This window comes from Halanaerobium kushneri, from assembly GCF_900156285.1.
GTDB lineage: Bacteria > Bacillota > Halanaerobiia > Halanaerobiales > Halanaerobiaceae > Halanaerobium > Halanaerobium kushneri.
Window position 1 is genome coordinate 1 of record NZ_FTNC01000024.1, and the last position, 12,565, is coordinate 12,565.

The window sequence follows — 12,565 nt, forward strand, 5'->3', positions numbered from 1 at the left end:
GAACAACCTGTCCAACTATTGAAGCAATTACAGATACGAATTTTACAATTGTTGTTACCGAGCCTTCACCATTTGGCCTGCATGATTTGAAGATGGTTATTGAAATGTTAAATGATCTTGAACAGCCCTTTGCGGTAGTAATTAATAGAGCAGAAGCTGACAGTGATTATTTAATTGAAAATTACTGTCAGGAAGAGGGAATTAAAGTAATGCTTAAAATTCCGTTTTCCAGACAGATTGCAGAGCTTTATTCAGAGGGGATTCCTTTTGTTCAGAAATTAGCTGGCTGGGAAGAAAAACTGCAGCAATTATATCAGGAAATTAGAGAGGAGGCCCTAAAATAATGAAAGAAATTACTGTAATTAGTGGTAAAGGTGGGACAGGCAAAACTACCTTTACAGCTAATCTGGCTTCCATACTTGATAATTTAGTAGTTGGAGATTGTGATGTAGACGCTCCAAACCTGCATCTTTTATTGAATCCAAGAAATAAAAGTGAAGCAGTTTTTAAGGGAATGAAACTGGCAGTTAAAAATGATGATCTCTGTATTGACTGTGGACTATGTTATGAAAATTGTCGTTTTAATGCCATTACTGCTGATAACTATCAGATTAAAAATTTAAAATGTGAGGGCTGTGCTGTTTGTTCATATGTCTGTCCGACTGATGCAATCAGGATGGAAGAAATTGAAACCGGAACTCTTTATGAGGCAGAGAGTAACTATGGAGAGATGGTGCATGCTAAATTGATACCTGGAGCAGACACCTCAGGTAAACTGGTAAGTGAAGTAAAAAATAGGGCTTCAGAGATAGCAAAAACCAAAAATAAAGATTGGATTTTAGTTGATGGTTCACCTGGTATTGGCTGTCCGGTGATTGCTTCTCTAACCGGTTCAGACATGGCAGTACTGGTTACAGAGCCAACTCTTTCAGGCTTTGCAGATTTAAAAAGGGTAATGGAGGTTGTCAACCATTTTAAAATTCAAGCTGGAATAGTAATCAATAAATTTGATCTAAATAGTAATATTACAGCTAAAATTGAAGCCTTTGCTGAAGAGGAAAAGATTGAATTGCTAACCAAAATACCTTACAGCAGGGTAATAGTTGATTCACTCAAAAAAGGAGAACTATTTGTTGATAATGATCAAGAACTAAGAACAAAAATGCTGACTGTAAAAGAAAAGCTTACTAAAATACTGGAAAGATAAGAATTAAAGGAGGCTTTAATAAAATGAAAAAGATTGCTGTACCTGTACAGGGCGAAAATGTATCAGCTCATTTTGAACCTGGTATAAATTTTTTTTACTTTATTCTTGACATATGTTCAAAATAGAGTTATAATATAGACAGAAGATAAAGAGCATATGTTCAATAACAAAATTTACTAAAGGAGTGATTGTTTATGCCACGCGGAGATAGAAGAGGTTCAGAAGGTAGAGGTCCAATGACAGGAAGAGGATTAGGATATTGTGCTGGTAATGATCAGCCGGGATTTGCAGTTGATGCAGCTCCTCAGGGAGCAGGCAGAGGATTTAGAAATGGTGCCGGACGCGGTCCTGGATTTGGAAGAGGTAGAGGTAAAGTTAGAGGTCGTGGAATGGGTTATGGATTTGCTGCTGGTCGAGGAGCAGTTAATGCTCCAGCCGGTAAAGAGATAGATTATGACAGTGAAGAAAATAAAAATCGTGAAATAACTCGCCTGGAAAACCTGGCCAATACCCTTTCCAGTGAGCTTGAAATTGTAAAAAAACAGATAGAAGACTTAAAGAATAATTAGACACCAACAAGATACAGCTAAATATTTTTATTCCCCCTTATTACGGAGCATTACAAATTTTCAGGAAAAAAAATCCTGGAACTGAATTCTGGTCAGCTCTGTAATAAGGGGTTTTTGCGCTTTAATGGAACTTGAGTTAATTACTGAGAGCCTAATGCTGATTTCTTGTTTTTATAGCTAAATTATTATATAATAATTTTAAATAATGGGATATAATTTTCAAAAAGTTAATTTGATGAGGGAGTTTAAGATGGGTAAAAAAACAAATAAAATGATAGAAGAAAAAATAAGAAATATAGCTAAGTATTTAAATCAATACACTAAAGACCACCTTAAATGTTATAATCTTACTTTAGGGAGATTCCATGTTTTACGAGTAATTATTGAATCACAGCCAGTTAGTATGGGAGAAATTCATGAAGAACTTCATATGGCAAATAGTACTGTAACTGTTATAGTAGATTATCTTCATGAGGCTGGTTTAGTTAAAAGAAGAAGAGATGAGAATGACAGAAGAGTTGTGCTTTTAGAGATTACCGAGCAGGGCCGAGAAATTATGGAGAGCTTATTGAAAAAAAGACAGGACTTTATGGAAAAAGCCCTGGTGGATATGGAAGATTCAGCTGAAGATTTAGCTCGAATTTTAAGTAAATTAATGGATAAAATTGAAGAAATATACTAATCAGATAAATAGATAAGTTGAGGAGGAGAGTATTTTGAAAAAAAGACTCTTATTTTTTTTAATTATATTTTTAATTTTATTTAGCTTCAATCTTAATGTGAGTGCTCAGAGTGATCTTGCCATGTCAATCAGGAATCATCTGCTGGTTATTGAAGAATATGATGGTCATTTTCCTGAAGGGGAAGATGTAAGTTTTTATAGAGAATTAATAGAATTTTATGATCAGCGTTATCATCGTTCAGTCTGGTTTGATGATGATCGGTTTAAAAAAGATCCCGAACAATTAATTAGAGAAATAAAAAACAGCTATAATGAGGGGTTAAATCCCTTAGATTATCATTTAGGATTGATTGAAAATTTTGTTCATGATCCAGATCTTTTTAAAGCTAATTCTCTTGATAAAAGAGCTCTACTGGAAATTTTATTAACTAATGCTTATTTGAGTCTTGCATCTGACTATTTAAATGGCAAAATAGATCCAGAGATAATTGTAGATGACTATAACCATCAGGCTGATAATTTGGAAGCTCAACAATTATTAGCATCACTGGTGGAAGAAGAAAAGCTTGCGCAAACCTTGGCTTCAAAACTACCTAAATCTTTTAATTACACAAAACTTAGAGATGAATTATATCTATATAGAGACTCTGGGAAAATTAAAGAGTGGCCTGTAATCAATACAGATGAAGTTTTAGCTTTAAAAGCTGAAGGGACGGCAGTGGCACAGCTGATTGATAATTTATCAGCAAGAGCTTATCTTAATTTAGAGAGCCTTAAAGACAAAAGCTATTATAGTCAGCGGGTAGAAAGGGCAGTTAGAAAATTTCAGCTTAATAATGGTTTGAAAGCTGATGGGATAGTTGGTCCTCGTACCAGAAATGCTTTAAATATTAAGCTTGAGCAGAGAATTAGACAGATAATAATTAACATGGAGAGATGGAGGTGGCTGCCAGAAGACCTGGGAAAACGCTATATTTATGTAAATATTGCTGATTATAATTTAAAATTATACGAAAATAATCAGGTCATTATGGAAATGAAGACTATTGTTGGTCAGGAGCAGCGAAGTACACCTGTTTTTAGTGACACTATTAAATATCTAGTTCTAAATCCCTACTGGTATGTTCCAAAATCAATAGCAGTTAAGGATAAATTACCACTAATAAAGGAAGATTATAATTATCTTAAAGAAAATAACTATTCTCTTTTTAAATATACGGGCAATAATAATTTACAGGAGATAAATCCGGCTGAAGTTGAGTGGTCAGCAATTAATAAAGATAATTTTAATTTTTTACTGCGTCAGAATCCCGGAGATGAAAATGCTTTAGGAAGAGTTAAATTTATGTTTCCCAATAAATTTAGTGTCTATCTGCATGATACGCCGGGGAGGTATCTGTTTTCAGAAACAGATAGAAGTTTTAGTTCAGGCTGTATCAGGATTGAAGAACCAGTTGATCTGGCTGAATATTTATTGAGTGATCAAAAAGATTGGGATCGTAAAAAAATAGAAATGGAAATGAAAAAAGATCGAGAAAAGACAGTTTATTTAAAGAATCCTATTAAGATATACCTGCAGTATAATACTGCCTGGGTTGATAATCAGGGTGATTTAAATTTTAGAGAAGACATCTATAATCGAGATAAAAAAATTATTGCAGAATATTTTAACCAATAATTTTATTATTTAATTTACAATTTACACAACTTATTTTACATTATTTAAAATTAAAGGAGCAAAGACGAAATAAATGAAAAAAGCAATTTATACAACAATAATTATACTAGGATTTCTACTTTTTTTTAACTCCGTTCCAGGCTTAGCTTTTTCAAATGGACATGCAAATTTTTCAATTAAATATGAGGGTTTAAAAATTCCATTTAAAACTTTCAGTATTTTTGTTTTACCTGGTGAGGAAATAAAATTTGAAATTGCTGAAGAAAACAGAGATAAAACTTACCAGATTGAACTTGGAGAAAAAGTTTTTGAAAGCAAAAATTCTTTTACCTGGAATGCTTACCAAGAAGTCGGGCATTATCGGACACTAATAAAAGAAAAAAATTCAGCCGATCCTGATGCCAGGATAAAAATTAACATTTTTGTAATTTGCCCACGTAATAATAAAAATGGTCAATATTTAGAAGATTTTAGAATAGGTTATTATCCAGATATTCCTGCAGATAAAAAAGAATATTATACAAAGCCTAAAGGTTTTTTGAAAATTGAGGAATTAATGCTTGGTATTAACTTAACACCCCATTTTAAATTGGAGCAGTTTTTAACCAATCAGACCAGACAATTTCCACAATTTATAGCAATTCAGGAATCACTGCTTTTAAAACTAGAATTTTTTCTGGAAGATATTAACAATGCTGGTTATAAAGCTGATACATTTGGAATTGTAAGTATTTATCGTACACCTTATTTTAATAAGAAATTGGGGAATAATACTGATTTTAGCCGCCATATTTTTGGTGACGCGGCTGATATATTTATTGATAGAAATGGAAATGAGTGGATGGATGATTTAAACGGAGATGGTCAATCTACAATTGCTGACTCTAATATTCTTTATAATCTTGCGGTTGAATTTGATCAAAAAGAAAAATTTGCTCAGCTTCAGGGCGGGGTTAGTAGTTATAAAGGAAATGGAGTAAGAGGTCCTTTTATTCACATTGATACCCGGGGCTTTCATATTAACTGGTAACTGTTTAATTTAATAAAGTAGCTGATTATAATTTTGATTGATTTATTTAATAACTTAAAACAGGGGGTAATTTAATTGTTAGTTGGAGATATTATTTCAAAAACAGCAAATCAAAAAAAGGATAAAACTGCAGCGGTAATTGATGATCAAAAAATAACTTATGGTGAATTGGAAAAGGAGAGTAATAAACTTGCTCATGGATTGATAGATTTAGATATTGAACCTTCAGATATGGTAAGCATTATGCTTCCAAACAGTTTAGAGTTTTTAGTTGCATATCTTGGAGTTATTAAATCTGGAGCAACAATGGTGCCTTTAAATATTAGCTTTAAAGCGCCAGCAGTTGAATATATTTTAAACAATTCTGAAGCAAAAGTAGTTATTACTTCTAAAAGATTTTTGCCTTTAATTCAGTCCTGCAGTTTAGATTATCTGGAAAACATAATTCTGGTTGATGGAGAGATTGGTGATGATTATATATCATTATCAGAATTAAAAGACCAAAAAACGACTCTGCCTGAACTGCAGAAAATAGATCAGGAATTTACGGCTGCCTGTCTCTATACTTCAGGTACAACTGGACAGCCAAAGGGAGCAATGTTAACTCATCATAACCTTATTTTTGATACTAGAAAAACTATTGAACATTTAAAGGTTGATGATAGTGATCGCTACATTTGTGTACTGCCGATGTTTCATGCTTTTGCAGAAACTGTCTGTATGTTAATGCCTATGTTTTTAGGAGCAGAAATAGTTATTGTAGACAGATTCTTACCAGAAAAGGTTTTAAAAACTATTCAGGAGAAAAATGTTACTTTTTTTGCGGGAGTACCTACAATGTATTCAGCACTGTTGAATGTTAAAAACAAAAATCAATTTGATCTTTCTCATCTTAATTTATGTATTTCTGGTGGAGCTGCTATGCCCCAACAAACTATGGAGGATTTTGAAAAAACTTTCAATGTTAAAATTCTGGAGGGTAATGGCCCAACTGAAACTTCACCGGTTGCTTATGTTAATCCTGTTGATGGGGAAAGAAAATCAGGCTCAGTTGGACTGCCAATTCCAGAAACTGAAGTAAAAATTGTGGATGAGAATGATAGGGAGCTGTCCCCTGGTGAGATTGGAGAAATTACAGTTAGAGGAGAACATGTAATGAAAGGGTATTTTAAGATGTCGGAGGCAACAGCTAAGACTCTTCGTAATGGTTGGCTTCATACTGGCGATCTTGGGAAAATGGATGAAGATGGATATGTATATATTGTTGATCGAAAAAAAGATATGATTAATGTGGGAGGAATGAATGTTTATCCCCGTGAAATTGAAGAACAGCTTTATAAACATCCTAAAATACAGGCAGCTGCTGTTGTTGCAACTAAAGATGAACTGAGAGGGGAAATACCTAAAGCAGTAATTGTTTTAAGAGAAGATGAAAAGGCAACAGAAAGAGAGATCCAGAAATACTGTATGCAGTATTTTGCAAATTATAAGATTCCAAAACTGGTGGAATTCATTGACGAACTGCCAAAAAATGCTACTGGTAAAATTGATAAAAAGTCTTTAAGTGATATCTAAAATTCCAAAAAATTTTAGGTCTTCTGTCCCGCAGTCATTTTTTCGGATTAAATTAATGCGGAGGTATAATTTATGGAAAAAGATTTCGAAAAACTTCGCCAGAAAATGGTAAAAGAACAGCTGATAAAGAGGGGAATAGAAGATGAGGCTGTGCTTAAGGCCTTCAGAAAAGTTGCAAGAGAAAAATTTATGCTCGAAAAAAATAGAGAATATGCCTATCAGGATGGAGCTCAGAGTATTGATGCTGGTCAGACAATTAGTCAACCTTACATTGTTGCTCTGATGCTCCAGTCTTTAGGGTTAAATGAGGGAGCTAGAGTCCTGGAAGTTGGAACCGGTTCTGGCTATGCGGCAGCTCTGCTTGCTGAAATAGCGAAGAAGGTTTATACTATTGAACGAATTGAAGAACTTGCCCTTAAAGCCAGCAAAGTATTGGAAAAATTAAATTACCATAATGTAGAAGTAAAAGTTGGTGATGGCAGTCTTGGTTGGGAAGAAAATGCTCCTTATGACGCTATATTAGTTTCTGCAGCTGCACCCTATGTTCCAGAAAAGTTAATAGAACAACTTACAGTTAAAGGGAGGCTGATAATACCAATTGGTAAACGTAATGGTATCCAGCAGTTAAAATTAATTACTAAAAAATATAGAAATAAAATTAAAGAAGAAAATCTTGAATATGTTCGTTTTGTTCCTCTACTGGGAGAGGATAGCTGGAGATAGTTTATTAAATCAGCCGCGATCGCGGCTGATTTTCTTAAAAAAAAATAAAAAGTAGACAGGAGTGGAGTATTAATGACAGCAACTTTAACATCTTTTTCAGTTTATCTGGTTTTTTTAATGAGTATTGGAGTATATTTTTACAGAAAAACCGCTAATTTAGAAGATTATCTGATTGGTGGACGAAAAATGGGAAGCTGGGTTACGGCACTTTCAGCTCAGGCAAGTGATATGAGTGGTTGGCTTTTAATGGGACTGCCAGGTGCTGTTTATTTGGGAGGACTGAGTCAGGCCTGGATTGCTGTAGGTTTATTTATTGGTACAGTTTTGAATTGGAAATTTGTGGCTGCTCGTTTAAGAGTATATACGGAAAAAACAAATTCAATGACCCTTCCATCTTTTTTTGAAGATCGCTTTGGTGATCCAACAGGACTTTTAAGGATTTTTTCAGCAGCAGTAATTCTTCTATTTTTTACTATTTATTCTGCTTCTGGCCTGGTTGCTTCTGGTAAATTATTTGAATCATTATTTAATATTGATTATACACTGGCTGTAATTTTTGGCGGTCTGGCAATAGTTTTATATACTTTTTTGGGGGGCTTTATGGCTGTTTCCTGGACTGATTTTTTTCAGGGGATTTTAATGTTTCTGGCGATAACAATAGTGCCTACTGTGGCATTTGGAGAAATTGGTGGTTTGACTTCTGTTGTTCAAATGGCAGCCGAAAACGGAGTTTCTCTCTCCTTAATGCCAGAGGGATTTGGGATTGCGGCAGTTATTTCAGCTCTGGCCTGGGGACTTGGTTATTTTGGTCAGCCTCATATTCTGGCTCGTTTTATGGGGATTGATACCATAAAAAAAGTCGCACCAGCACGTAAAATTGCAGTTGTCTGGGTTTCGATTTCTCTGACAGCAGCTGTTTTTGTTGGGATTATTGCAGTTCCAATGTTTCCTAATATTGTAGACAGTGAAAAAGTTTTTATAGAAATGATAGCCACAATTTTTAATCCCTGGTTGGGTGGAATTTTGTTGGCAGCAATTTTATCTGCAATAATGTCAACCATTGATTCTCAGCTTTTAGTATCTTCTTCAACTTTAACTGAAGATTTTTATAATAAAATAATAAAAAGAGAAGCCAGTGAAAAAGAAAAGATGTGGGTTGGCAGAGCTTTTGTTATTGTAATTGCAGTAGTTGCTTTTTTTCTGGCTTTAAATCCGGAAAACACTGTTTTAGATCTGGTGGCTTATGCCTGGGCAGGACTGGGGGCTGCATTTGGTCCGGCAGTATTATTTTCGCTTTTCTCAAGCAAAACTTCCTGGCAGTCAGTTTTTGCTGGAATGATTGCTGGTACAATAACATTAATTATTTGGAAAGAGAGTGGTCTGGGAGCAGAACTTTATGAGATAGTACCTGGATTTATGGTTAATATATTAGTAATTATGCTGGTTAATAGATTTATCAGTCAGGAGAATGAAGAAATTCTGGCTGAGTTCAAAGAAGTTAAAAAAATTTATAAAAGAGATTTAAAGTAGTTTTTGAACTTAAACTATAAAAATATTTAAAATGAACAGAATTAAGACTTAAATTGTTATGGGGAAAGAAAGGATGGATTTTAATGAGGATTTATTCCTGGAATGTTAATGGAATAAGAGCTGTAAAAAGAAAGGGTTTTCTTGACTGGATAACTGAAGAGCAGCCAGATATACTTGGACTTCAGGAAATTAGAATTCAGGATCATCAATTAAAGGATAATTTACGTGATATAGAGGGTTATTATTCATATTTTACTTTTGGTGAAAAGAAGGGTTATAGTGGGGTAGCTCTTTATACTAAAATAGAACCACTGGATGTCTGGCATGGGCTGGGAATTAAGCGTTTTGATCGTGAAGGAAGGGTTATTGCAGCAGAATTTGAAAATTTTTATTTGCTGAATATTTATTTTCCCAACGGAAAGCGCAGTCAGGAAAGGTTAAATTATAAGCTTGATTTTTATGACGCTACTCTGGACTACTGTGAGGAGCTGCGTCAAAATGGAAAAGAAGTAGTGGTTTGTGGTGATTATAATACTGCGCATCATCCGATAGATCTTCATGATCCTGATTCTAATAAAACCACATCAGGATTCATGCCAGTGGAAAGAAAGTGGCTGGATAAACTTGAAAACCATGGTTATATAGATAGCTATCGTTATTTTCATCCAGAAAAAGAATGTTATTCCTGGTGGAGTTACAGGACAAGGGCGCGAGAACGAGATGCAGGTTGGCGGATTGATTATCATTTTATTTCTCAGGGTCTCGAAGGCAATCTGGAAAATGCTGAGATTTTAAATGAAGTTAAAGGCTCAGATCATTGTCCGGTAACTATTACTCTTGATTTAGATTAGTATTAAAGCTTATTTTAATAAAGTTATTTGAAAAGAAAGCTTGAATTAATTATTAAAGGCATCTCCAATCATAAAATGATTGGAGATGCCTTTTTCTAAACTTTTCTAATTAGTTTATCGGTTCTTTTTTTAAAAAGAGAAGAGAAATAACAATTCCAATTGCTGCAATTATTAATGTGGGATAAAAGACAAATTGATAGCTTCCCATTATATCTCTTATACTGCCAGAGAATAGATTTCCAATTACTGCTCCCACTCCATAGGCTGTGAAAAGATAACCATAATTTTTACTGTAATTTTTTTTGCCAAAAAAGTAAGAAGTTGCAGCAGGAGCTATAGCCAGCCAACCTCCGAGATTAAGCCAAAAAATTGCAAAAGCAATAAAATATAGTATAGGATTACCTGAGTTGTTGATGATCATTAAAATTGAAGCCAGGATAATTAAGGAGAAAGAAATAATAGCTGTCTTTTTTACTTTGAATTTATCGGTCAGAGCTCCAAAAATTGGCCGACCTATTCCATTAAAAATCGCAAAAAGAGACACATAAATAGAGGCAGTTGCAGAATTTAAATTAATTAGTTCTTCAGCAACTGGTCCGGAAATGGCTATGGCCATCAGTCCAATAATAGTACCAATTACAAAAGTAGTCCACAGCGCATAAAAACTTTTGCTTTTAATCATTTCTCCAGGGGGAATTTCTTGATTAGAAATTTCAAGATTTTTTGTTCTATTTTTTTTCTTTGTCTTTTTTTCTGGAAATTTAAGTGGGATAGCTAAAAGAATAATAATCACTGCAAAAATTACTCCCAAAATTTTAAAAGTTGTAAAAGCACCAAAGTGTCTGATTAACCATCCTGCAGCAGGAGCAGTTATAAAAGGAGATAAGCCAAATCCTCCAAGAGTTAGTCCAACTGCCAGTCCTTCCTTATCCGGAAACCATTTGGCAGCTACAGCCATTGGAGCACCATAGGCAATTCCAACTCCCATGCCTCCAATTACACCATAACTAATTGTGAGAACAATTATTGAAGAAGTAAAGCCAGATAAAAACCAGCCGATGGAGATTAAAACTCCCCCTGCAATTGTCATTGCTCTGGGACCATATTTGTCCATATAACTACCGGCAAAGGGCATAGCGAGGGCATAAAAAACCAGAAAAATCATATACGGTAGGCCACTTTCAGTTGCACCAATGTTAAAAGCTGTTTCTATAGGTTTTCTAAAAATACTCCAGGAATAAATTGTTCCCATACACATAAATATTATCAAGCCTAAAGGAATATAAAGCCATCTACTCTTATTCTCGATTACTGATGCTTGCATTTTTTAAATTTCCTCCTTAATTATTTTATATTACTTGATTATATAGTTATTAACAGTTAATATATTATTATAAAAACAACTTTTCTTTCAAATTAATTAGACAAATTAATAACTATAGTTAGAAACATAATAACAAAACCGCTTATCTTTATCAAGTTAAAAGAGTAAAGTTTAAATATTTAAAATTTTAAGGTGATAATTATGGATAAAGAGCTAATAATTGTTGGAGCTGGTCCTGCAGGCTGTGCTGCTGCTTATAAAGCAGCTAAATATGGTCTGGATACTCTGATTATCGAAAAAGAGGAGTGGCCGCGATATAAAGCCTGTGGAGGTGCTCTTTCTGATCGAACAACCAAAATTTTAAAGAAATATGATATTGATCTAAAAGCAGAAATAATAAAAAGTGAAATTAATAATTTTAAATTTAGATTTAAAAACAATGTTGAGTTTGAATTTAATTATAATAAAGTTCCAATCAAATTAGTAGATAGATCTGCTTTTGATGATTTTATGGTAAGTAAAGCAGAAAAAGCAGGGGCAGAATTTGTCCCTAAAAACAGGGTTTTAAATTTAAAGGAGAAAGACGAAAAAGTTTGGATAGAAACTGAAAAAGGAAATTATCAGAGTCAATATTTAATAGCTGCGGATGGTGCTAACAGTAAAATTTCAAATTATTTAAATTTTGATCAAAGTAATATAAGTTATAAAGGTATTGCAATGGAAGCTGAAGTTGAAAGAGATAAATTGAGTTTTGATAATTTAAAAAATCAGATAACTATTAATTTTAATTATTTGGCAGATGGCTATGCCTGGCTTTTTCCAAAAAATAATTATCTTTCAATTGGTCTGGGGATTATGAGATATAAAAAAATAAATATTAAAGAAATTTTTTATAACTATCTTAATGATCTTGGAGTTGAAATAAAAGATAATCAGATTTTGATTCAGGCACATCCAATACCAATTTACTCTAGTAAAAATACTATGAATAGAGGAAGTGATAGAATCTTGCTTGCTGGAGATGCTGCCCATCTTGCAGATGCTTTTATTGGTGAGGGTATTTTTTATGCTCTGAGCAGCGGTTTTGCTGCTGCTGAATCGATTATTGAAACTAAAAATTCAGAGCTGCCAATTAAGGATATTTATCAGGATAAATTAGATAGATCAATAATTAGCGAGCTTCAGGCAGCTGAAAAAATAGCCAGCTTATTTTATAATAATCAACAAATTGTGAGATTTATTTTGAGTAAGAGAAAAGATCTATTAACCACTTTTATGAATGCTGTGCAGGGAGTTGAAAGTTACAGGGAACTGAGCAGTCTTTTTAATTTTCTAAAAAAGCTAGTAAAACTATAATTTAGAGAATAAATTATATTATAGAGTGCTAAAAAAATAA

Annotated in this window: 11 protein-coding genes and 1 pseudogene; 11 read left to right on the forward strand and 1 reads right to left on the reverse strand. The window is 33.6% G+C overall.

Going from position 1 to position 12,565, the window contains the following annotated elements:
- The 10 genes and pseudogenes from BW929_RS12390 to BW929_RS12435 all read left to right on the forward strand — a co-directional run.
- Positions 1 to 344, forward strand: a pseudogene (locus tag BW929_RS12390) ((4Fe-4S)-binding protein); the annotation flags it as partial.
- Positions 344 to 1,207 carry an ATP-binding protein gene (locus BW929_RS12395; protein WP_076545807.1) on the forward strand — a complete coding sequence of 288 codons (864 nt, stop codon included), beginning with the start codon at positions 344 to 346 and terminating at the stop codon, positions 1,205 to 1,207. The pseudogene BW929_RS12390 and the gene BW929_RS12395, both read left to right, overlap by 1 nt.
- Positions 1,208 to 1,401: 194 nt before the next feature.
- A complete protein-coding gene (locus BW929_RS12400; protein ID WP_076545808.1) occupies positions 1,402 to 1,776 on the forward strand; it encodes a DUF5320 domain-containing protein in 375 nt (124 codons plus the stop codon).
- A gap of 250 nt (positions 1,777 to 2,026) precedes the next feature.
- On the forward strand, positions 2,027 to 2,458 hold the full coding sequence (locus BW929_RS12405) for a MarR family winged helix-turn-helix transcriptional regulator (protein WP_076545809.1): 432 nt from the start codon (positions 2,027 to 2,029) through the stop codon (positions 2,456 to 2,458).
- Between the two features lie 34 nt (positions 2,459 to 2,492).
- Positions 2,493 to 4,136: a L,D-transpeptidase family protein gene (locus tag BW929_RS12410; protein ID WP_076545810.1), complete on the forward strand. Its 1,644-nt coding sequence runs from the start codon at positions 2,493 to 2,495 to the stop codon at positions 4,134 to 4,136.
- 73 nt (positions 4,137 to 4,209) lie between these two features.
- Complete coding sequence (locus BW929_RS12415) at positions 4,210 to 5,166, forward strand: peptidase M15A (protein ID WP_076545811.1); 957 nt, start codon at positions 4,210 to 4,212, stop codon at positions 5,164 to 5,166.
- A 75-nt stretch (positions 5,167 to 5,241) separates the two neighbouring features.
- A complete protein-coding gene (locus BW929_RS12420; protein WP_076545812.1) occupies positions 5,242 to 6,741 on the forward strand; it encodes a long-chain-fatty-acid--CoA ligase in 1,500 nt (499 codons plus the stop codon).
- 72 nt (positions 6,742 to 6,813) lie between these two features.
- Positions 6,814 to 7,464 carry a protein-L-isoaspartate(D-aspartate) O-methyltransferase gene (locus tag BW929_RS12425; protein WP_076545813.1) on the forward strand — a complete coding sequence of 217 codons (651 nt, stop codon included), beginning with the start codon at positions 6,814 to 6,816 and terminating at the stop codon, positions 7,462 to 7,464.
- Between the two features lie 72 nt (positions 7,465 to 7,536).
- Positions 7,537 to 8,994 carry a sodium/proline symporter PutP gene (gene putP, locus BW929_RS12430; protein WP_076545814.1) on the forward strand — a complete coding sequence of 486 codons (1,458 nt, stop codon included), beginning with the start codon at positions 7,537 to 7,539 and terminating at the stop codon, positions 8,992 to 8,994.
- Positions 8,995 to 9,077: 83 nt separating this feature from the next.
- A complete protein-coding gene (locus BW929_RS12435) occupies positions 9,078 to 9,845 on the forward strand; it encodes an exodeoxyribonuclease III (RefSeq protein ID WP_076545815.1) in 768 nt (255 codons plus the stop codon).
- Positions 9,846 to 9,954: 109 nt separating this feature from the next.
- Here BW929_RS12435 and BW929_RS12440 read toward each other — a convergent pair whose 3' ends face one another.
- Positions 9,955 to 11,169, reverse strand: coding sequence for an L-lactate MFS transporter (locus tag BW929_RS12440; protein WP_076545816.1), 1,215 nt, complete (start codon positions 11,167 to 11,169; stop codon positions 9,955 to 9,957).
- A gap of 201 nt (positions 11,170 to 11,370) precedes the next feature.
- On the opposite strand from BW929_RS12440, the gene BW929_RS12445 reads away from it, so the two are divergent.
- Positions 11,371 to 12,525, forward strand: coding sequence for a geranylgeranyl reductase family protein (locus BW929_RS12445; RefSeq protein WP_076545817.1), 1,155 nt, complete (start codon positions 11,371 to 11,373; stop codon positions 12,523 to 12,525).
- Positions 12,526 to 12,565: the final 40 nt, after the last annotated feature.